The following is a 20,590-nucleotide window of genomic DNA, read 5'->3' as shown; positions in this document are numbered from 1 at the left end:
CGGCCTCCTCCGCTGGTACCTCGCACGTCATTGGGGTGTTGTGACCTCGTACCCTGGCGGCATTTTCTCGCTAGGAGCGAACAGCAGTAAGCCGATGGCGGCAAGCGGCCTCTCGGTGTGCCGGCGCTCGAGGACAAGATCGTCCAAAGCGCGGTGGCCGAGGTGTTGAGCGCGGTCTACGAGGTCGACTTCCTCGGATTCTCCTACGGCTTCCGGCCGGGGCGGAATCCTCATATGGCGCTTGATGCCCTGCATACGGCGATCATGAGCCAGCGCGTGAACTGGGTGCTCGATGCCGACATTCGCAGCTTCTTCGACTCGGTCGACCACGAGTGGCTGCTGCGGATGGTGGCGCACAGGATCGCCGATCCTCGTATCCTACGGCTCATTGAGCTGTGGCTGCGAGCTGGCGTTCTTGAGAGCGGCGAGAAGCAAGAGACGGACAGGGGCACGCCGCAAGGGGCAGGCATCAGCCCGCTCCTTGCCAACATCTTCCTGCACTACATCCTCGATCTCTGGGCCCACCAATGGCGTCGTCGCCATGCACGCGGTCGCATTGTGACCGTGCGCTACGCGGACGACTTCGTCATGGGATTCGAGAGCAAGGGTACGCATACGACGAAGGCCGCCTGATTGACGCATGCGCGCGAGCACGGCGAGTTCTACGATGGCGTTGCGTGAAGGGTCAGCGGCTTGCTGATTGGCGGACTTGCCGGCTTGGTGCAGGAGCTTCCATTCCCAGGGCAGCAGTTCGCGCAGACGCGAGGTGGGAAGATCAGCGATCCGGGCGAGGACGTCGGCGAGCCAAGCCTTGGGATCGACGTCGTTGAGGCGACAGGTCGTGATCATCGTCAGCATGATAGCTGCACGATCGGCGCCACGCTGGCTGCCAGCGAAGGTCCAGTTGCGCCTTCCCAAGGCAATGCCTCTCAATGCACGCTCAGCGCAATTGTTGGTCAAGCAGATCCTGCCATCGTCGAGGAAGCGGACGAAGTCGTCCCAGCGCTTAAGCATGTAGTTCATGGGCTTCAGGACCTCGGCGGAGCGCGAGAGGCTTTCTCGCTCGCGGAGCAGCCAGTCGTGCATGTCGTCGAGCAGCGGCTTGCTTCGCTCCTGGCGCACGGCACGCCGCTCGTCGGCGCTACGGCCGTTGATGGCGCGCTCGATCTCGAACAACGCATCCAGACGCCTGACCGCCTCCAGCGCGATCGGAGAGACCGGTTTGCCCTTGCCTTCCCGGGCGGCTTTCTCGATGTCAGCCAGCTCGAAGAATCCCCGCCGCGCATGGGCCAGGCAAAATGCCGGCGTGATCGGCATTGCTTTCCTTTTTGGGTCGAACAACGGCTCGAAGCCGCGCACGCTCTGGCGGTTGAGCGGGATATGCATGCCGAATTTGTCGAACAAAATCGTCGCCAGCAATTGTGGGCCGATGAAGCCGCGGGGCGTCGCATGGAACGGTGCCGGCGGCTGGCTGATCTTCTCGCAATCGCGGCAGGTGAACTTCTCGCGTACCGTCTCGATGACCTTAAAGCGACGCGGAATCTCCTCCAGCGTCTTGGTCACATCCTCGCCGACCTTCGCCAGCCGCGATCCGCTGCAGCAGGCGCAGGTCGTTGGAGCCTTGATGACGACGCGCTCACGTTCGATGTCGTCCGGCCACGGTTTGCGCACCGGCCGCTTGCGCGTGAAGGCGCTCACGCTCTGGGTTTTTGCCGCGGCAGCCTGCGCAGCCAGCTCATTCTCGGTCGCCGTGGTGGCGAGTTCTTCGAGCTCCAATTCCAACTGCTCAAGTAGCCGCGCCGTGCGCTCGGAGCGCTGCCCGTGCAGTTCGCGTTTGAGCTTCTCGATCCGTAGCTCAAGATGAGCGATCAGCACCTCGCTGTCCGACAGCTCCGCCCGCGCGTTGGCGGCATCCGCGACTGCCACATCGCGTTCAGCCTGCAACGCCTCGCGCTCGGCCAGCAGCGCAAGGTAGGCGCTTGCGAGAGTCCGACGGAAGATCGTCCGGCTTCGATGTCATGAAGCCATTGAATCAGATCGAGCATCAGATTCAAACCCAAAACGATTATCCGACCCGCGTCGGGCGCTGGGTTTCTTGCGGATTGCGCCAATCGATCCCGGACAGCAGGTAGCTCAACTGCGCAGCGAGATCGTTACCGCTTCACCGGCAACCGATGGCCAGATAAACTTTCCTCTGTCGAGTTTTCTTGTGAACAAGCAGGCTCCCTGACCATCGTGCCAGATCACCTTCACAAGATCGCTGCGGCGACCACGGAAGACAAACAAATGACCGCTAAGCGGTTCTTTGTGCAGCACCTCCTGCACTTGGAGGGCCAGCGATGGAAAGCCTCTGCGCATATCCGTGTAGCCTGTAGCCAGCCACACTCGCACATTCCCTGGTACAGAAATCATCGGCGTCCAAGCACATCGAGGACCCGCGCCAACGCCTCCGGATCGACGTGCGCATCCACCCGGATGCACCGTCGGTTGCCGAGATCGATCTCTATCAATCCAGTACGCGCAGCTGCCGCCGAACGAACTCGGCCATCAACCGTAGGCAAAAGCTTCGGAGTTTCTTCAGCCGAGGCTGCTACGGCGGCGATCTGCACCGGCGTAAAAGATGGTGCAACTTGTTCCGATGTCGTGCTTGGCGACGCCAGGTAAACACCAGGCTGGCCGCTACTCCGTTGCGCCGCGCAACCTCAGTTACCTTCGCGCCCGGTGCCAGCGTCTCCTCGACAATCCGTGCCTTGTCGTCCTGCGACCAACGCCGCCGCCGCTCGAGCCCGCCCAAAACCTCGACCCGCATCGCCTGATGACCTTAAAGCTAGACTTAAGGTCACACGCTTCGCGAATTACCACCCGTCACGCAAGACGGTCCTCGTCGGAGGCGTACGAGCAAGGCCGATGCGCAGGAAATGCTCTTGGCCCTCAAGGTGCGACTGGCCAGCTTCGGCCTGACGCTCCATGAAGACAAGACGCGGTTGATCGAGTTTGGCCGGTTCGCGGCCCTCTCGCGTCAGCGGCGCGGCGATCGGCGGCCAGAAACCTTCGCCTTCCTGGGCTTCACCCACTACTGCGGGCGGACCCGAGATGGCCGGTTCATCGTGAAGCACAAGACGGAAGGGAAACGCCTGACGCGCAAGCTGACGGCGTTGCGCCAGGACGCCTGGCGGCTCATGCACGCGCCACTGGCCAAGCAGCACGAGTGGTTCGCCGCCGTGCTGCGCGGGCACTATGGCTACTATGGCAGGCCGCACAACTATCCAGCGCTCAACGGCTTCTACCGCGAAGTGCGTCGAACCTGGCTGCGTTGTCTGAGACGGCGCAGCCAGAAAAGTCGGCGCATGGGCTGGCCGGAGTTCGAGACCCTGACGGCACGCTTCCGCTTGCCAACTCCACGCATCACTCGCAGTGGGCGCAGGCGCGGATATGACGCGGGTTACTCTCGGGAAGAGCCGGGTGCGGGAAAGCCGCCCGCCCGGATCTGTGAGGGCAAAGCCAAATGGCCGAGCTACTCGACCACGACCCAGTCTTCCCCTTGGGCAGATTCTGAAGAGCGCCCGGGCCTACAAAGCAGTATCTCGAAATCAACATATCCTTCGTAGGATCGCTGGCAGTCATAGAATGCCAGTGGGAACAACCTGGTTCGTCGGACCGATTTACGTACTGAAACAGCAGGTGCACACCTCCTATTGGTGAGAAGCTGCACCTACCTCCAGCGCTTCTCCTCAGTATCGTAAACTCCCGCAAGTGGATCGCTAGTTGCCATCAGCTCGCGTTTGAGCACTTTGTTGCTAGACGCGGTCCTAGGAAGCAATGAAATGAAGCCAATGTACCGCGGTACCTTAAACGCGGCGAGGTGAGTGCGGGCGTGATCGAGTATGCGCTGGACGGCGTGATCGTCTGGCCTAACGCCGTCCCTTAATTGGACGCAAATCTTCACCTCCTCGCCGCGCTTCGCATCGCGAACCGGCACGGCCGCTACATCGGAAATCTCGGGAATCTCCCGGATCACGGCCTCCACCTCGAGTGCAGCGATGTTCTCGCTTGAGCGACGGATCATATCCTTTGTCCGCCCCACGAGCCAATAAAAGCCGAGCTCGTCGCAACGCATCAGATCACCGGTCCTGAACCATTCCCCGTGAAACGACGCCGCATTTGCGTCCGGCTTTTTCCAATATCCATTGAACACTCCGCGCCCTCTTACCCAGAGCTCGCCAATCTCACCTACCGGCGTGAGACTCCCATCCTCTCTTGTCAGCTTCAGCGCCCGAAAGGGTGCGTGAATCCCTACAGATCCGGAGTCGGCCAGATCATCAAAATCAGTCGCCATTCGGGTACCGAAGCCGATTTCTGTCATCCCGTAAGCCTCCTGGGTCCGCACTCGAAATCGTTTCCGAAAACGACGCACCGTATCAGCCCCCCAGCCCCAATTCAGAATCTGCTTCAAGCATGTCGTCCCATCTTCGTCGTCGGCCTCCGCCTGGCGGGCTATCAGCTCGGGACATTGGCACCATTCGATGCGGTGCTGCTTGACCCAACCGATGAAGCGAGACGAGCTCAGTTGCGGTCCCAGGTAGTGCGTGCCACCATGTCGGTACGATTGCAGAAGATGCCATGGCCCATCGACATAGAAGAACGGCTGGGCAGATAGACATCTCTTGTACGGCTGTCCGTCCCAACTCGCCGCCTGGTACGAGAACACGCCCCAGTAATCGTGAGTTAACATGCAGCCTTTCGGAAAGCCCGTTGTCCCGGAAGTATACTGAATGCTCAACAAGTCACTGGGACGGATATCTTCCGTCACCAAAGTATCCGCCACTCCTCTGAGCACCTTATCAAGGGTAGTGGATGCCCCCTTAAATTGCTGTCCTACAACAATCGCTTGTTCAGTTGTGAGACCTTGCGGCCTCGCCTTTATCGCATCAAACGATGACCACGCAGATTCGTCGACGACGACGAACTTTGCCTCTGCATCTCTCAGAACGTATTCTATCTCTCTGGGCGTGTAGCGCATGTTAATCGGGACGATTACCGCTCCGAGCTTCGCTATTGCGAACCATAGAATCGGGAATTCGATCCGGTTGGGCAGCATCACCCCTACGCGTTCGCCCCGACGCACGCCGAATGCACGCAAGGCATGCGCATATTTGTTAGACAGCTCGTCCATCTCGGAGTAGGTGGCGCGCTGGTCGCGGTCAAAAACATCAAGTGCGATCCTTGTGCCGTGTTCTCTTGCCTTACTGGACACCAGCTGACCGATGGTGATCGTCTCATATGCCGCTTCAAGTACCTCGATTTTGCGCAGCACATTTTCAACCCGTTCCCGAAGCGGAGGTCTGCGCACTTTTGTAGGAAACATTTTTCGTTCCTATTAACTCGTAGACGGTTAGCGACTGCTCGACGGGTGGATGTCCGAGACCTCAGCCTGCCTTAAGCATGCACGTGACACTTACGACTGCTGGCGCCCTTAACCGTCGATGTGCAGTCTTCTCATTGCTTGATGCCGACACGAAGCGGCAGGGCAATCCGTTGGGTTTCACGTGTACACACTCACTCGAATGTTTATAGAGGATTGCGGCGCTCAGTTGGATAGTTTGATTATGACCATTCCTCTTCTCGCATCGTAATAAGACGACTAATAAGTAGTGGCTGTACCTTATCAGCTCACATCGGGACACTGCCAGGTCTGGTGGGGAATATTGGATTGCCTTACTTGGTAGGCGGCGCCGTCGCGTTCAGGAGATGGCTCGGGATTAATGGGAGCCCTCGACCAGTCAAACCAGCTTGCTTCGAGGTAGATCAGCTCGGGACGCCGTTCCCGGTGGCGGCGAGATCATCTCGGGCAATCTGCGGTACATATCTCGGGCATCAAGCAGATGCGCAATTCTCCATCGGGGTCCACAACATTCCACTACCATCCGCCAAGTGGGGTCGATGACGATGCTGGATTTGTTAAAGTTCAGGAATTTGAACCACGCGCTCTGCCATCGCGGCGTGGGGAACTCCGGCGAAGCGGATCGCGCCCGACCTCCTGAATGTCGGCGCCAAAATCGCAGAACAAGCGCGCAATAACGCGTTGCAGCCGAGCTAACGATTTCAACGACCCGCAAATGCGATTACACTTTCGTTCGCTATACCTTCTCAACCATGGCTGATCCTCTAGTCCTGACTTTCTGGAGTTGCCCCCGTCAGACCGGACACTCGGCTCGTTTGAGTGATGCAATGTACTCCCGCGGTGACCGGGTAGCCCAGCCGGGAGTGCGGGTGTTCCGAGTTGTAATCCTCCATCCATTGGTCGATCCGCTGCAGCGGCGGTGCTCGCGTCAGGGATCGGGTTCACACGAACATAGTCACGCTTGTAGGTCTTGACGAACGCCTCGGCCATGCCGTTGCTCTCGGGGCTTTCGACCGGCGTGAAGCAGGACTCGAGGTTCAGGGCGGCGGCAATCTCAAGGGTGCGATAGGCGGCGAAGATGGAGCCATTGTCGGTCAGCCATTGCACCTTGCGCGGAGCGCGGATGTCGGCGGACCGCTGTTCGACACAGTGGACCATCATGTCCCGGATCATCTCGCCGGAGATCCCAGCCGTTGTGGCCACCCAGCTGATGACCTCGCGGTCGTGGCTGTCCAGGGCAAAGGCAACCCGCACGATCTCGCCATTCCAGCAGGTGAATTCCAGCGCATCCGAACACCAACGCTCGTTGGAGCGGCTTGTCATGATCGTTCCGTCATGGGCCCGCGGGGTGCGGCGCCCTATATGCCGGGCCAGCAACAAGCCGCTGTTCTTCATCAGTCGGTAGACGCGCTTGGCGTTGACAGGGTCGTGGCCGGCGGATCGCCGCTCGCGCTTGAGGAGCGCGGCGATCCGCCGGTATCCATCGCTTGGGCGGCTATCCACCAGGCGACGGATATCAGACGTGAGCTCCGCATCCCCGGCGCGGGTCTGGGGACCGCGCTTCGGACGCTTGCCACCCGCTCGCTCAATCAGGTTGGAACGGGCCACCCCGAGGGTCTCTGCGATCCGTTTCACGGGTATCCTCCGGTGCCTGCGATCGCGACGGCAAGGTCGGTTTTTTTACCCGTGCAAGATCAAGAGCCTCGTTGAGGATCTCGATCTCCATGGTCTCGCGGCCCAGCAGGCGTTCGAGGTCTCGAACCCGTTCCTCCAGCCGCCGGGCCCGGGGCCCGCTAATCTCAAACGGGCGCGATGCAAAAAATCCGACCTCTCTCCTCCGCGCACGCTAAGCATTACTTAGACGGGCTCCTAGGACTAGGCCTAGCTCCTCCGGCTAACGCCGGTGTCCGGTCGAAAAGGGCGGCAGTTCAGCTTCCGTGCGAATTTGGCTTCGTTCAATTGAGGCCGCACCCCGAGTTGAAAGAAAGCGAAGAACGTCGCGCCGAGCTTGTCGTAGCGGGTGGCGATGAGTCGAAACTACTTCAGTTTGTTGAAGAAGCGCTCAACGTGGTTGCGCTCGCGATAGATGGCTTTCTTCCTCCGGAACTTCCTCTTCCGGTTGGATCTGTTGGGAATGTTGGGGATCGCACCTTGATCACGGATGTGGGCACGAACAAGATCGGCGTCATAGCCTTTGTCGGCGATCCCGACGGCGCGCGCATCGAGCCCGTCGTCGGCGCACGTCGCGTCGTGGGCCTCGCCGGAGGTTATCATGAGGCGGACCGGGCGGCCTCGCGCGTCGACGCGCGCGTGGATTTTGGTTGTGAGGCCGCGTCGGCTCCAGCCCACACAACGATCTCCACTCTTTCTCACCCCGGAAGCATGCTGATGGAACCGCACGATTTCGATCATCTGCACCTTGCCATCGTGTGCCTTGATGACCGCATCCATCATGCCGGTCCCAGATGCCCGGTTTGCGCCAGCGGTTGAAGCGATTCTAAGCGATCGTATAAGGCCCCTATCGCTCGGGCAGATCGCGCCATGGCGCTCCCACGCGCAGTCCCCAGAAGATGCGGTTGAGAACGCGGCGGTTGTTGCTTGGCTCGCGACCTCGACCCTCCTTCGGAGGGTTCGATAACACTCCACTCGAAATCCGTCAGGTCGTAGCGCACCCAGCCCCGATGTTCGTTAGCTTTAATCATGGTCCGCCCTGATCTGCTAGACGTATTGAGTACACGAACATAGTCAACATCGCGTTCCCAGCACTGCTCAGTAGTATGCGTTTGATCGCGATTGAGCCGTTGTGCGAGTTGCCTTAGCGCGAGCGGTCAACCCTTTTTGATCCAAACGTCTGCTGAGCTTGCTCTGCCGCGGAGAGCGATCACAACGTGCAGACGCCGGCCACGGCGCCAGGCTGCGCGAACCGCTGAGAAAAAATGTACCGCGCGTCGCCAGTCGCCGACTAAAATCAAAACATGCCAAAGCCGCAGCATTCGTCATTGTTCCGCGTGCTTTATCCTCGTCGTTCAGCTATGCGGTGCATTCCTTCGCTTGTGAATGGCTACCGACACTGAGAGATCGACGATCGAGCTACCACCTAGTTCGGTGTGGAATGCGAAAGTGAATGGCGCATCAGCACTCGGCGAGCGGCATCGTGCTTTAGCGATGAGCCCCATTGGAGACTCAATCGTGCACAAAGGACAGCGCCGGACCGAATTCGATGCTTGTAACTGCGTGCGAACAACAAAGGATGGCGAGGTTCCGAGCGAATTATCGCTGGCGCGGATGGCGATGTAAATACAGCTGATTTGAAAAGAGCAATGATCGGGAGCCAGCGAGCGATCTAGTTGATCCATTAAGCTAACTCTGCAGTGCCATTAAAGGCTGGCAGGTGCCCTGCTTGAAGGAGGGCATGTACTTCGCGCCGCGCAGGCAGAGTACCCACGTCAACACTGTGTCGGGTTCAGAACGCAAACGCCTCAAATTGAACGCGATGCTCGACACCAAAACCGAATCACGTGCGCGGGTGTATCCAACCACACTGCTCGATGCCTTGCGACCGCTGCGTCAATGGCTCCGCGGCCCAACGCGCGAATGGCACGATGGTTGCTTGGGGTGGGCCAGAACATGAGCTTCAAACATGAATGTCACGATCGCCGTCTGCCCTCCGCCCGCACCCAGATCTTTGCGAGTTCTTCTGGATTCAAACCGATTGATCCCGCTACCAGTCGGGAAATTGTCTCCAGCCGATTTGCACCCCACGAAGACTCATCAACGAGCCAATCGCCGCGTATACGCGTCAATCGCTCTATACGCCCGGATCTGACATTCAAGCTGTCGTACCGCGGCAGCTAACTAGTACAGACTTGTCTTGCAAAGAAACCTGAACCTGAAGGATATCATGATGATAGACACAGCTTGGATCGATAAAGTTGTTCCGCGTTCCGACGTCGTCAAACGCGCTGCTCGCATCGGCGCTGAAATTAGAAATATCAAACTATCAGGCGATTTGCCTGACCAAACGATCGCTGCGATCGACCAACTGCTGCTCAAGCATAAGGTTATTTTCTTCCGCGATCAGGGTCATCTCAACGACGCCGAGCACGAGCGTTTCGCACTTCGCTTTGGAACGCTCGTGCCGCACCCAACGCTTGGTGCTACGAAGGGAACCGCGTCGATCCTAGAGGTCGATTCTGCGCGGTTCCGGGTTGACCTGTGGCACAGCGACGGGACCTTCATGGCAGCCTATCCCAAGATTACGGTGCTGCGAGGCGTCGTAGTTCCTCCATTCGGCGGTGATACAGTCTGGTCAAATACGGCTGCTGCCTATCTTGACCTAGCGCAGCCGCTGCAACGGCTTGCCGACGAGCTCTGGGCCGTTCATACCAACGACTACGGTATCAGGCCCTCCACCACCGAGGCCGATAAGAAATATTATGAAGAGGTCTTCACTAGCACAATATATGAGACTGAACATCCCGCTGTGCGGGTTCACCCCGAGACCGCAGAGCGCGCGCTGGTGCTCGGTTATTACGTGCAGGGTTTTGTTGGGATCCCGAAGTATGACGGACAAAAGCTGTTGGATCTCTTCCAGTCTCATGTCACTGCCCCTGAAAATACTGTGCGCTGGAACTGGAAGGAGGGCGATGTCGCAATCTGGGACAATCGTGCGACGCAACACTATGCCGTCAACGATTACGGTGATCTGCGTCGAATAGTTCGTCGCGCCACGATCAGTGGCGATCTGCCCACTAGCGTCGACGGTCGGCGCAGCGTGACCCGAGTGAAGGCGGTCAAGCCTCCCTCCGCGAGGGCCACCTAGCGCGTTCGCAGATACTACGCCCGACTTGGCTGCGGTGCCCAGAGGATGCATTGCTCAGCTTCGATGGACATCGGCTTGTTAAGCAGTTACTTAGCCGCGCGCTCAAATCGGCATGGACTATCCGAGTTCTATTCCTGAAGAGAGCAAATGAGATTCAGAGGTTCTGTTCGCCAGACAGCTTTGGGGCCGATGGGGAGCTTTCTCTCGAGCTACGGCCTCGGAACGAATGGCGCCGCTGATCAGAGGTTCAGCCCGAACAGTCCAAGAGCCAAATGTGCTTCTATCGAAAAAAGAACGAACGAGATCCTTTCAACGGAAACCGGGCGCGAACGCACAATCATCCTTTCTGGTCGCAGTACTCGTTGATGCTGCGACCCAAGATTCGCATGTTGGTGCAACGGATGTCTCTTGTTACAGAATCGGACGCCGCCGGCGTCTACAATGTAGCTGAGACAATTCACAAACCGCGGCGCTGGCAATCGACACCCAACCTTGGACTGTTGACCCCTCCTGCTAATACACCGACTTTATCGCGCAGCCGGTTGTACATCCCAAGACGAATCGTTTCCGCGGCAAGGAAGCCGCGCAGGGCCACGCAATCAAAATTCCAGATGTGATCGCGCACCTTCGATCTTGCATCACCTTCAGCTCTTCAACTCAGCAATAGCGGAATTGAACGGACAATACGTCAGCGCCTTAGAAGCCCATGTGAAAAAGGTTGCTGGAGAAGCCTCTGGCGACGGCGCTGGCCTAAGGCTCTCTTCTGCCTCCAGCCGATTTAGAGACAGGAGCTCAAACGTGTCGTCGAGATGACCTGCCACCGAACTTTCATCGAACGGCAGGTAGAGTCTCGGGCCTTTTGCAGCGAGACCGAACTTTAGACCAGCCAGAACTAGAGTTTTGCGCCTCAATCACGTTGGCGGACTGGGAATGCCGTGCAAAATCTGCGGTTGCCGATCGCCCCGTGGGGCCGTTCCTCCTTATAGTATCTGCGCCAAGTCTCCACTTTTTCCTGGGCGTCTACAAGGGACAGGAACAATGCGCGTTGAGGCATTCGGCCCGGAAGCGGCCGTTGAACGCTCGATAAAGGCGTTGTCAGTCGGCTTGCCAGGCTTGAGAAGTCGAGCGCGACGCCGCGCTGGTAGGCTCAAGATCACGCGACCCGAACTCGCTGCCTTGATCCACGCGGGTCGTTGCCGGGAACCCCACTTCCTTGCTGGCCCTTTCCAACACCTCCACGACGTCGGTGCCGCGAAAGGTGAATCGCGGCGCCAGCGCCGGCGAGAAGCGGGACAAGGTATCGATGATCGCAAGTCGAAGCTTTGTCCGCTCGCCAACTGATCATGGACGAATCCATCGGCCAGGTCTCGTTCGATCGTGTGCCGGCCTGCGATCATCGCGCAGCTTGGCCTTGAACCGGCGCGTGGGCGTTTTGTTGTGCAATTGCCGGCCCAATTCGCGATAGATGCGACGGGTCTTGTTCTGCCCATGACGCCAGCCTTCACGACGCAGCAGGACGTGAACACGACGATAACCGTAGCGGATACGAACATGGCAGATCTCCTTGATCTTCTGCTCGAGGGCGGCCTGGCCGGAGCGAAGGCACCTGTAGTGGTGGGTCGAGCGCCAAATTCGAGAGCGGCACAGGCCCTGCGGATCGAGACCTGCCATTCGCTGCGGACCGCGTCGACCAGTATGCGCTTCCGACCAGGCTTCATAGCTTTCGGCAGATTACATCCTGCAGCATCTTCTTGTCGAGCGACAGGTCCGCGACCAGCTTCTCCAGCTTGCCGTTCTCCTCCTCGAGCTGCTTCAGCTGACGCATCTCGGTCGGCAGTAGTCCGTCATACTTCTGCTTTAATTGAAGTACGTCAGCCTGGCTGATCCGGGCTTTACGGCAGATCTCCGCCACCGCAACCCGTCATTGCCCTGTTTCGGGATGAACGCCTTCTGGGCATCCGAAAACTTCGAGGCCTTCATGGTCCGTCGCTTCTCCCAGCCGAGGGGATTCGGCAGCGAGAACTCTAGCCAAAATGGTCCAGCTTGCCTGCCTTCAATGGGGTCAATCTTTCCGCTGGTCGGCTTGATGAACCGAGACCTGGACCATCGTCAGAAGAAGGGCTTCGTGTTCGCAACCGTGATCAACAATGTTGGTACGCAGCAAAGGAAGAAACTGCCTGGGTGAGTTGCCGCCGGTCTGATGGACACCCGGTCGAGCTACTCCCTAGATGATGCGATGGTCGGCAATCAATCCCCGTAAGTAATCAAAAGCACTCGTTCAACCAGGATGGATTTCTGCATGGTCATGCTCCTCGAACAATCTTGCCTTCGAGCCACTGGATCAAAGCATAGATGGAGCGTCTCGACCATACAAACGAGATCGCCCGCGCTTTCGAGGCGATGAAGAAGATGAAATCGTTTCGTGTCCGAGGCAATGAGGATGTCCGGATTTTAATAAGGGCGCCCAAGTGCAGTTCGCGAACATAACGAACATACGTCTCGGTCAAGACAAAGTGAAGACCTGCCTCAGATTGATTACCACCCCTTGTCCGGCGCCAAATCTCGACACTCGCAAGAGCGGCTATGCGCTGGTGGAGGAAATTGACGCGATCAAGCTGGTCTAACCAGTCCTTTTCGACGCCCCCTTCCCAAGTTTTGACCCAGCTCATGTGTCGCTCCCCGCAAAGGTTGTCCTGACTCGCTGCAACTCGGAGCGAATTCTCACGACTCCAGCGTTGCGCAACGCGATCAGCCCTGCCTGACCATTTGCCTGTTCGGCGTATTTCTGCAGCAGCGCCTGATCAGGCTGAATAGTTGCAGGCGCAATATAGCCGCCGTCCATTTTACGGCCGAGACTTTCCACGAACTTACCCCCAAAGGGACGGATCGCTCTTACCGAGAAACAGGCCCATCCAGCACGCCGCGCCCGAGCGACTGATCATGGGAGGATTGCCCACCAAGCGGCTGGTCGCGCATGTGATCGAGCGAAGTATCATTGGCATTTGCCGCTTTACCGGCAGGCGCAGATGCTGGCGACGCACGGTATCGCCATCGACCATTCCACGCTCGCCTTCTGGGTCGGCTATGCCGCCCAGGAATTGAAGCCCTTGTGGCATCGTCTGCGCCAGCTTCTGCTGGCCTCCTCGAAGCTCTGTGTCGATGAGACCCCGGCGCTGGTGCTGGATCCGGGGCGCGGCAGGACAAAAACCGGCTACTTCTAGGCGCTGCCACGCGATGACAAGCCTTGGGCCGGACCTGATCCGCCTGGGGTGGTCTATGCCTATGCACTGGGCCGCGGCGCCGTTCATGGCTTGCGGCTGCTTGAGGGCTATCGCGGCATCATCACTGCGACGGCTATCAGGCTTACAAGACCATGACCCGAGAGACGCGCGCGAACGCCCTGTCGGGGACGCTCGCCTTCTGCGGGTGGCATCTGCAGCGCCAGTTTGTGAAGATCGAGCGGGAGGCTGCGCCGGCGCCAGCTCCGGTTGCCCGCAAGGCCCTCGAGCGCATCGCCCAGCTTTACACGGTCGAGAAGGCACTCCGCGGCCGATCTACGGACGAGCGCCGCGCGGGGCAACAAGCGCATGCCCGGCCTCTGGCTACAGCCTTGAAGAGTGGTTTGAGCCCAAGCTTGCTCACCCTTGCGCAGAAGAGCGAAACGGCGAAGGCCCTGCGTTACGCGCTGCGTCATTGGGAGTAAGCCGCGGCGACGCACCACGCGCTCAGAATAGGCGTCAGGCGTCAATCAAAAGGGCCGCAGAGCTACGCTCTGGATGTCCTTGTCAAGGATTGAGACGTAGAGCATCGTCCGATCGTCGATCGGCTGTTCATAGAGATGGTCGTGCATAGGTGGAGGCGGAACCGAAGGACGTCGGTGATCAAGCTCTGATGCGCGGATTGGCTACCGCATTCCCGATTGTGCGTCCGAGGTCTGCTCCTATCTTACTGCGGGCGTCGGCGCTTGCCGGCCACAAAGCGTCTGACGGGCATTCCCTCTGCCATGGTCCCGCCTCCGCCCATGCACGATGATGAGAAGTGCGCCTAATCAGGCCGGCTGCACTTGCCTGGCAACGGCCCACATGAACCCGACCAATTCACAGGCGATAGCGGTGCAGACCACCGTCGTTCGCTTGCCGCGCGCAGCCAACTTCCGGTAGCGGGCCGTCAAGCGGCTCTGCGCCTTCCAAGCAATCTCTCGCACTGCTGGCGAAGTTTGCTCGAGCCGGTATAGCTTTGTCTTGCCGATCTTCGGCCCGTGTCGATATTCCAGGCGCTCTCGACCAACATGTGGCGAACGCGGCCGTTGCCGGCCTTGGTGATGCCGCCCCGCCTGACGGTCTCCCCAGACGATCGCTCGCCCGGCACCAGGCCGAGATAACCCATGAGTTGACGGGGGCTCTCAAACCGGCTCGCGTCACCGACTTCAGTCGCGAATGTCACCGCGACGATCAGATCGATGCCTCGCAATGTCTGAAGCGCCCGTACGAGTGGCTCCAGAGACCATACCGAGACGAACTCTTCGATCGTGCGCTCCAGACGTTCGACCCGCTCCCTGGCGACGCGAACTGCTTCGACCATCTCCTGGAGCGCGATCTGATGTTCGGGGTGATCGAACTGCTGCTCCTGAAGCCAGCGCAGATAGGCGCATCGTCCAACCTTTCTTGCGAGGGTAGGTACGGCCGTGCTTGAGCATGAAGGCGCTCACCTGTTGCCGGTGAACCCTCAGCGCCTCAACCGCTGCCGCTCGCGCGCGAACGAGATCCCGCATCGCCTCGTGGCCTTCATCGGGAACCCATACCGCAGTCAGCTCGCCAGCGCGTAGCAGACGCGCGAGAGAAACGGCGTCCCGGCGATTCGTCTTCACCCGATCGCCCGCCTTCCTTGGGATCAGCGATGGCGCCACCACCGTGCACTCGTGGCCGAGCGACCGGATCCAGGCGGAAAGACCATAGCCAGTCGGGCCGGCTTCGTAAGAGAAGTGGACGCGGCGGTTGGCGATCCGTTCTAAGACGCGGCGCATGTTGGTGGCCGAAGCATCAACCTCACCGAAGAACCTCCTGTGTCTATCAGACGGCGGCCGCGGCAGTCAGCGGGTCGGGACGTCGGTACGTCCCGCCCTTGTTCAGAAGCGCCCAGATGATCCGCGCCGTCTTGTTGGCCTGCGCGACCGCGGCAACCTTGAAGGGCCGTCTGGCGAGAAGCGCCTTCAGCCACGGCCGCGCCCGAGCGTCGTTTCGGACAACCCGCAAGACGGCCGTCGCCCCGACAACGAGCAGAGAGCGGAGTTCCGGATTTCCCATCTTCGTATTCCTCCCAGTCGCTCTTTGCCTCCGCTTGAATGAGGCCGCGGCGTCAATCCCAGCCAGGCGGCAAAGTGGCGAGCCGACTTGAACCCGCCGGGATCCGGCACGAGCGCCTTGATGGTCGCTGCCGTGATGGCGCCGACGCCAGGTATCGTGGTCAACCGACGCATGTCCTCGTCGTGCTTGGTCTCCACAACAATCGCGCGCTCGAGTCTCTCGATTTGGTCGGCTGAAGCTTCAATCTCGTCGGCAATAGCCCTCAGCGCGAAGCGCGCTGCTGCGGGCAGGCGAGCATCTGTCTCATCCCGTACGATTGCGACCAGCGCCTCAATCTTTGCCAGGCCAGCGGTGGCGATGATGCCCAATTCGGCCAGATGCGCGCGCAACGCGTTGACCGCCTGCGTTCGCTGCCGCACTAGAAGAGCGCGGGCCTTCAGCACCATCGCGGCAGCCTGTTGCTCGGCCGTCTTGATCGGGACGAAGCGCATGGTCTTGCGGATCACCGCTTCGCTGATGGCCTCTGCGTCCGCCGCATCCGTTTTGCCTCGCTTTACGAAGGGTTTGACATAAGCCGGCGGAATGAGCCGCACCTCATGACCGAGAGCTGCGATCTCGCGCGCCCAATAGTGGGCGCTACCGCAGGCTTCCATTCCCACCAGGCATGGTGGCAGTTTCTCGAAGAAGCGCAGAACCTCGCTGCGCCGCAATTTCCTGTTGAACACGGGCGAGCCCCCCGCATCCGCGCCGTGAACTTGGAAGACGTGCTTGGCCAAATCTAACCCGATGGTGCTAACCTGTTTCACGGAACGGTCCCTCCTTTGTGGCGTTCGAACAACGACCACGTTCTAGCACTTTGATGCTGTTGGAGCGGGCCGTTCCACCACATCAAGTTTTATCCATTCCTGAGTTCGCCCCGGTCGTTGGATTTGTCCATTTGGGCGGTGGTAGCGACGGGAGCTGGCGCGGAGCCCTCAGCATAGCGCAGCGCCAGATCCCGTCGCGGGTTGCAGGTGATGGCGAACTCGGACGGCGTCCTCCATCCGAGCCGTGAGTGTGGTCGTGTGTCGTTGTAATCCGCGCGCCAGCATCCGAGCGCGACGCGGGCCTGGGCCAGCGAGGTGAACAACGTCTCGTTCAACAATTCATCCCGCAGCCGGCCGTTGAAGCTCTCGATGAAGGCGTTCTGCATGGGCTTGCCTGGCGCGATGTAGTGCCAAGCGACGCGGCTCTGATCGGCCCACGTCAGAATGGCGTTGCTGGTGAGTTCGGTGCCGTTGTCGCTAACCACCGTCTTGGGCTTGCCGCGCTCGGTGATCAGGCGGTCCAGTTCCCGCGCCACCCGGGCGCCCGAGAGCGAGGTATCGGCCACCAGCGCCAGACACTCGCGGGTGCAATCGTCGACCACGGTCAGAATGCGGAAGCGACGGCCGTTGGTGAGCTGATCCGACACGAAGTCGAGCGACCAACGATCGTTGGGGGCCATCGGCGCCATCATCGGTGCCCTGGTCCCAATTGCCCGCTTGCGGCCACTACGGCGCGTACCGCGAGCCTCTCTTCCCGGTAGAGCCGGAAGAGCTTCTTATGGTTGACCAGATAACCCTCCCGCTTGAGCAGCACGTGCAGGCGGCGGTAACCGAAACGGCGACGTTCCTGGGCGATCGCCCTCATGCGCTGGCGAAGGCCGGCATCATCTGCGCGGGTCGCCTTGTATCTCATCGTCATGCGGCAGCAGCCGATGGCTTTACACGCCCGCCGTTCGCTCATTCCGTAGACGTCCACGAGATGGGCGACAGCTTTCCGCTTGGCAGCGGGCATCACCATTTCTTTCCCAGGAGATCTTTCAAGGCCGCATTGTCCAGCATGGCGTCGGCCAAGAGCCGCTTCAGTCGTGTGTTCTCGTCCTCCAGGGTCTTCAGCCGCTTGGCCTCCGACACCTCCATCCCGCCGAATTTTGCCTTCCATTTGTAGATGCTGGCGTCACTGACGCCATGCTTGCGGCACAGATCGGCGACCGAAACGCCAGCTTCGTGCTCCTTCAGCATTGGCACTTGTAATTCGTCAAATGAGAGCGCCGAAAACACCTTGCGACGAGCGCCGGTTCTACCGGTTGGAGGCCAGCGACCGTTGTCTGGTTTCTGACAATGGTACAAGTATTGTCAGGCTTAAAACGATGATGTTCTTCGCGGAGCGCGCATTTCAACTAGTTATTAGCTCACAGTGGGAGCAACGCTGGCACGGCGATTGCTTTTTGGCAACGTGGAGTGGATGCGAAGCCGAATGTCACAGCGGCAGAGCAGATCGTCGCGAACGGCGTCTAAATTTTAATTCGAGGTACCGTCCGCTTACTTTATGATGATGGCAGCTGGCCATCTCGGTACCATCGACGCTCTGGACTGTGCACTTGCCAAATATGATCAGGAGAGCGTCATGAGATTGCTCATACTCACAAGCCGTGCGGATTGCTTAGGTGAAAATGATGTACTAATCAGTAACGCATTCCGTCGTTTCGGCTGGGAGGTAATTTTCGGCGAGATTAATGCGATTGCGGCAGATGACTACCGCTATTTCACACAAGGGGTGACGGTACAAGGCAGCGGTGAGCCGCGTCACGTCAGCTCTGCCGCACAAGAGACCCTGAGCGTATATTTTTTTGACGAATGTCAGCTGATCTGGGCCAACAGTGAGCCCCACTCTAGCGTGGCTCGTGACGTCTGGCAAATGCTGTGGCTCGCCTCCCAACATACCGCCTTCGTTAACAGCATCGAAGGCATGATGCTTCTAAACACCAAACATGCTTTGGGCTACCTCGTACCAAAAAACAACAGAGCTTACTCGTATGCGTCCAATGATTTCTCGCTACTTTCTGATCGCTATCAACAGAGCCCAGATCAGTGGTGGGTAGCCAAGCCGCCCAACGCCTCTTGCGGCCAGAACGTCTTCCTACTCCCTCCTAACGGACCAAATGTTCGAACGATCCTCCAATGCCTTACCGGAAATGCTTTCGGAGAAATCGGATTTCGCCCTCTCCCAGAACAGGAATTCCGCACCGTCATACAACGCCAACCCCGCCATGGGCTAAGCGGGTTTAAAGCTGAGTACGCTATTCTTCAGCAATTTATCCCCGAAGTAGCGCAAGGCGAAAAACGCGTCATCGTTGTTTGCGGACAGGCGACTGCCTGGCATGGTCGGAAGCGGCGCGCAGACGATCATAGGTCAAATATTGCGCAAGGAGGAAAGGCAATTCCAGTCGATTTGCATTCCGGTGAAATCGAGCTTGCCGAGTTGATAGGTCAAAAACTGATGGAACATGGGATCAATTTCGTCGGAATAGATCTAGCTTATCCCTATGTAATGGAAGTTAACATTGCCGACCCGGGCGGGCTTTACGATGCTCAGTTAGCTTCTGGAATAGATCGTTCGGATAAGGTTGCGGAGCTAATTATTGATCACTTTCAGAAGTCTCATTCTCCTAATGAGGTGTAAGCCTCCGAGGAGAGACGCCTTGCGGCGGGCTGGCCTGATGGTTGAGAACTGTACGTATGGACAGCCATACGATCAGTACGTTGAATCGACTGGAAGTGGTTGATACGGGCCGGCGGCGGCGTTGGTCTGAGGAAGAGAAGGCGCGGATTGTTTTGGAGAGCCTATCCGAGCCGCGCCTGGTTGCGGCGACAGCCCGGCGGTACGGCTTGTCGCGTTCTCTATTGGTGACCTGGCGAAGAGCCTTCGCGGCGACGGGGACCAAATCCGAGGCTGGCTTTGTCAGGGCAGTTGTGGCCGAGGGGGTGCCCGCGGCGTCGGTGGCGGCGTCATCGGAGAGCGCGACCGTACATTCGACGGAGCGTCGGATCGAGATCGAGCTAACCGGCAGGCGGCGGGTCATTGTTGATGCGGGCGTTGACGTTGAGGCGCTTCGCCGGATCATCGAGGTTTTGGATCCGCGATGATTCCGGTTCCTACGGGAGTTCGGGTGTGGCTGGCGACGGGCCACACCGACATGCGTAAAGGCTTCGCCTCATTGTCACTGCAGGTGCAAGAGGTGCTGCGCCGCGATCCGCTGAGTGGTCATTTGTTCTGCTTCCGCGGACGCAGAGGCGATCTATTGAAAGTGATCTGGCATGACGGCCAGGGAGCATGCCTGTTTACGAAAAAACTCGAGAGAGGTCGTTTTGTCTGGCCGTCGCTGGCGGACGGCGTAGTGTCGATCTCGCAGGCGCAGATGAGCTATCTGTTGCCATCGCTCGCGTCGCAAAAGACCTCGGCGAAGACGAGGACTGGCTCTGGGACGTGGCCAACGGAATGGACACTGAGGATGGCGTCATCTGGGTTTACGGCATAGGTGACGACCAGGTCATGGCGTTCACCGACTTCGGCATCGAGAACCTGACCGAGCTCATCAGGATGCACAAGGACGACCCCGAGCTCCTCAAGCGCTGGGATCGGTGAGCTCCTGTCCGCGGTCTAGCCCGGATGGATACAATGAGGTGCAGCCTTTGTACTGTCCACCGGACAGTTCTCAACAGTTGGCCTCATTCAGTTTTGTGCAGTCCTAAGTTCGCGCCTGCGGATGGAGTCGCGAGCAGGTGCGCGCCATCGGCATAGCGTAGCGCCAGATCCCGTAGCGGTTGCGCTAGTTGTTTAGTCCCGGCATTAGCTGGAGCGGATTGAGGGTGAATCGTTCTGGCTCTTTTGTCCAGTCCCTGCAGATGAACTCGTGTGAGGCCTTTGAGAGTTTTGAGTCGGTTGGCGAAGTTGTAGGCGTTGACGAGTCTGAGAGAGCTCGGCGTAAGTCTCGTAGTAGAAGCGCTTGACCCTGGCGTCCTTGATTGTTCAGTTCATGCGTTCGACTTGACCGTTGGTCAGGGATGTTTGGGCTTGGTGAAGGCGATGATCGATATCGTTGCGGGCGCAGGCGACGACGAAAGCATGCGCCCAGAAGAACTCCTTCCGCTCGATCTTCTCCTTGATGTCAGCCGCGGTCCAACTGTCGCCGGCCGGATCGGTGAGTGAGCGCCATCTCCGTGAGGAGTAAGTCCGGTGGAGCTTTCAATTACCCACAAA

The 20,590-nt window shown here is 59.0% G+C and carries 12 protein-coding genes and 11 pseudogenes; 8 read left to right on the top strand and 15 right to left on the bottom strand.

Going from position 1 to position 20,590, the window contains the following annotated elements:
• Positions 1-90: 90 nt before the first annotated feature.
• Positions 91-606 (top strand): annotated as a pseudogene (locus P6U27_RS30705) (reverse transcriptase domain-containing protein); the annotation flags it as partial.
• Positions 607-729: 123 nt separating this feature from the next.
• Here the strand turns inward: P6U27_RS30705 and tnpC (P6U27_RS30700) are convergent.
• The 3 genes and pseudogenes from tnpC (P6U27_RS30700) to P6U27_RS30690 form a co-directional block, all read right to left on the bottom strand.
• A pseudogene (gene tnpC / locus P6U27_RS30700) lies at positions 730-2,020 on the bottom strand (IS66 family transposase); the annotation flags it as partial.
• A gap of 113 nt (positions 2,021-2,133) precedes the next feature.
• Positions 2,134-2,385 (bottom strand): IS66 family insertion sequence element accessory protein TnpB, encoded by a 252-nt coding sequence (tnpB, locus tag P6U27_RS30695; protein ID WP_407193100.1) that lies wholly within the window; start codon positions 2,383-2,385, stop codon positions 2,134-2,136.
• Between the two features lie 205 nt (positions 2,386-2,590).
• Positions 2,591-2,809 (bottom strand): transposase, encoded by a 219-nt coding sequence (locus P6U27_RS30690; protein ID WP_407193099.1) that lies wholly within the window; start codon positions 2,807-2,809, stop codon positions 2,591-2,593.
• 115 nt (positions 2,810-2,924) lie between these two features.
• Here P6U27_RS30690 and P6U27_RS30685 point away from each other — a divergent pair, with 115 nt between their 5' ends.
• The gene (locus P6U27_RS30685; RefSeq protein ID WP_407193098.1) at positions 2,925-3,608 is read left to right on the top strand and encodes a maturase; all 684 of its coding nucleotides are present in this window, start codon (positions 2,925-2,927) and stop codon (positions 3,606-3,608) included.
• 104 nt (positions 3,609-3,712) lie between these two features.
• On the opposite strand, the gene P6U27_RS30680 is transcribed toward P6U27_RS30685, so the two are convergent.
• From P6U27_RS30680 to P6U27_RS30665, 4 genes and pseudogenes are all read right to left on the bottom strand, one after another.
• Positions 3,713-5,365, bottom strand: coding sequence for a class I adenylate-forming enzyme family protein (locus tag P6U27_RS30680; RefSeq protein ID WP_407193097.1), 1,653 nt, complete (start codon positions 5,363-5,365; stop codon positions 3,713-3,715).
• An 800-nt stretch (positions 5,366-6,165) separates the two neighbouring features.
• Positions 6,166-6,294 (bottom strand): hypothetical protein, encoded by a 129-nt coding sequence (locus tag P6U27_RS30675; protein WP_407194505.1) that lies wholly within the window; start codon positions 6,292-6,294, stop codon positions 6,166-6,168.
• 79 nt (positions 6,295-6,373) lie between these two features.
• Positions 6,374-7,009 (bottom strand): annotated as a pseudogene (locus P6U27_RS30670) (DDE-type integrase/transposase/recombinase); the annotation flags it as partial.
• 273 nt (positions 7,010-7,282) lie between these two features.
• Positions 7,283-8,103: pseudogene (locus P6U27_RS30665) on the bottom strand (IS5 family transposase).
• A 1,202-nt stretch (positions 8,104-9,305) separates the two neighbouring features.
• Between P6U27_RS30665 and P6U27_RS30660 the strand changes: the two are divergent.
• Positions 9,306-10,223 (top strand): TauD/TfdA dioxygenase family protein, encoded by a 918-nt coding sequence (locus tag P6U27_RS30660; protein ID WP_407194504.1) that lies wholly within the window; start codon positions 9,306-9,308, stop codon positions 10,221-10,223.
• A gap of 457 nt (positions 10,224-10,680) precedes the next feature.
• Here the strand turns inward: P6U27_RS30660 and P6U27_RS30655 are convergent, their stop codons facing one another.
• The 4 genes and pseudogenes from P6U27_RS30655 to P6U27_RS30640 all read right to left on the bottom strand — a co-directional run bounded on the left by P6U27_RS30655 (position 10,681) and on the right by P6U27_RS30640 (position 13,086).
• On the bottom strand, positions 10,681-10,848 hold the full coding sequence (locus P6U27_RS30655) for a hypothetical protein (protein WP_407193096.1): 168 nt from the start codon (positions 10,846-10,848) through the stop codon (positions 10,681-10,683).
• Positions 10,849-11,130: 282 nt separating this feature from the next.
• Positions 11,131-12,203 (bottom strand): annotated as a pseudogene (locus P6U27_RS30650) (IS3 family transposase).
• A 323-nt stretch (positions 12,204-12,526) separates the two neighbouring features.
• The gene (locus P6U27_RS30645) at positions 12,527-12,892 is read right to left on the bottom strand and encodes a hypothetical protein (protein WP_407193095.1); all 366 of its coding nucleotides are present in this window, start codon (positions 12,890-12,892) and stop codon (positions 12,527-12,529) included.
• Complete coding sequence (locus P6U27_RS30640) at positions 12,889-13,086, bottom strand: hypothetical protein (RefSeq protein WP_407194550.1); 198 nt, start codon at positions 13,084-13,086, stop codon at positions 12,889-12,891. The genes P6U27_RS30645 and P6U27_RS30640 overlap by 4 nt, the downstream gene beginning before the upstream one ends.
• A gap of 47 nt (positions 13,087-13,133) precedes the next feature.
• Here P6U27_RS30640 and tnpC (P6U27_RS30635) point away from each other — a divergent pair.
• A pseudogene (gene tnpC, locus P6U27_RS30635) lies at positions 13,134-13,923 on the top strand (IS66 family transposase); the annotation flags it as partial.
• 348 nt (positions 13,924-14,271) lie between these two features.
• Here the strand turns inward: tnpC (P6U27_RS30635) and P6U27_RS30630 are convergent.
• The 3 pseudogenes from P6U27_RS30630 to P6U27_RS30620 form a co-directional block, all read right to left on the bottom strand.
• Positions 14,272-15,282, bottom strand: a pseudogene (locus tag P6U27_RS30630) (IS110 family transposase); the annotation flags it as partial.
• A 10-nt stretch (positions 15,283-15,292) separates the two neighbouring features.
• Positions 15,293-16,332, bottom strand: a pseudogene (locus P6U27_RS30625) (IS110 family transposase).
• A gap of 89 nt (positions 16,333-16,421) precedes the next feature.
• Positions 16,422-17,571: pseudogene (locus P6U27_RS30620) on the bottom strand (IS3 family transposase).
• Between the two features lie 385 nt (positions 17,572-17,956).
• Between P6U27_RS30620 and P6U27_RS30615 the strand changes: the two are divergent.
• The 4 genes and pseudogenes from P6U27_RS30615 (at position 17,957) to P6U27_RS30600 (ending at position 19,975) form a co-directional block, all read left to right on the top strand.
• Entirely contained in the window at positions 17,957-19,012 is a 1,056-nt protein-coding gene (locus P6U27_RS30615; RefSeq protein WP_407193094.1) for a RimK family alpha-L-glutamate ligase, read from the top strand.
• A gap of 56 nt (positions 19,013-19,068) precedes the next feature.
• Positions 19,069-19,476, top strand: coding sequence for an IS66-like element accessory protein TnpA (gene tnpA, locus P6U27_RS30610; protein WP_209296671.1), 408 nt, complete (start codon positions 19,069-19,071; stop codon positions 19,474-19,476).
• A pseudogene (gene tnpB, locus P6U27_RS30605) lies at positions 19,473-19,727 on the top strand (IS66 family insertion sequence element accessory protein TnpB); the annotation flags it as partial. The gene tnpA and the pseudogene tnpB (P6U27_RS30605), both read left to right, overlap by 4 nt.
• Positions 19,664-19,975: a hypothetical protein gene (locus P6U27_RS30600; RefSeq protein WP_407193093.1), complete on the top strand. Its 312-nt coding sequence runs from the start codon at positions 19,664-19,666 to the stop codon at positions 19,973-19,975. The pseudogene tnpB (P6U27_RS30605) and the gene P6U27_RS30600, both read left to right, overlap by 64 nt.
• Positions 19,976-20,159: 184 nt before the next feature.
• Here P6U27_RS30600 and P6U27_RS30595 read toward each other — a convergent pair.
• A pseudogene (locus tag P6U27_RS30595) lies at positions 20,160-20,533 on the bottom strand (IS481 family transposase); the annotation flags it as partial.
• Between the last annotated feature and the right edge of the window lie 57 nt (positions 20,534-20,590).

Origin of the sequence: Bradyrhizobium sp. STM 3566, assembly GCF_045571445.1 — a bacterium.
In the GTDB taxonomy this organism is placed as follows: domain Bacteria; phylum Pseudomonadota; class Alphaproteobacteria; order Rhizobiales; family Xanthobacteraceae; genus Bradyrhizobium; species Bradyrhizobium vignae.
Note: the sequence above shows the minus strand (reverse complement) of the source record. Positions and strands in the feature narration are given on the sequence as shown.

What these genes read in the sequence shown, in the direction of transcription:
- tnpA (WP_209296671.1), top strand. Translation starts at nt 19,069, where the DNA reads ATGGACAGCCATACGATCAGTACGTTGAATCGACTGGAAGTGGTTGAT.
- P6U27_RS30680 (WP_407193097.1), bottom strand. Translation starts at nt 5,365, where the DNA reads ATGTTTCCTACAAAAGTGCGCAGACCTCCGCTTCGGGAACGGGTTGAA.
- P6U27_RS30600 (WP_407193093.1), top strand. Translation starts at nt 19,664, where the DNA reads ATGCCTGTTTACGAAAAAACTCGAGAGAGGTCGTTTTGTCTGGCCGTC.
- P6U27_RS30645 (WP_407193095.1), bottom strand. Translation starts at nt 12,892, where the DNA reads ATGAGCTGGGTCAAAACTTGGGAAGGGGGCGTCGAAAAGGACTGGTTA.
- P6U27_RS30660 (WP_407194504.1), top strand. Translation starts at nt 9,306, where the DNA reads ATGATAGACACAGCTTGGATCGATAAAGTTGTTCCGCGTTCCGACGTC.
- P6U27_RS30615 (WP_407193094.1), top strand. Translation starts at nt 17,957, where the DNA reads ATGAGATTGCTCATACTCACAAGCCGTGCGGATTGCTTAGGTGAAAAT.
- P6U27_RS30675 (WP_407194505.1), bottom strand. Translation starts at nt 6,294, where the DNA reads ATGGAGGATTACAACTCGGAACACCCGCACTCCCGGCTGGGCTACCCG.
- P6U27_RS30690 (WP_407193099.1), bottom strand. Translation starts at nt 2,809, where the DNA reads ATGCGGGTCGAGGTTTTGGGCGGGCTCGAGCGGCGGCGGCGTTGGTCG.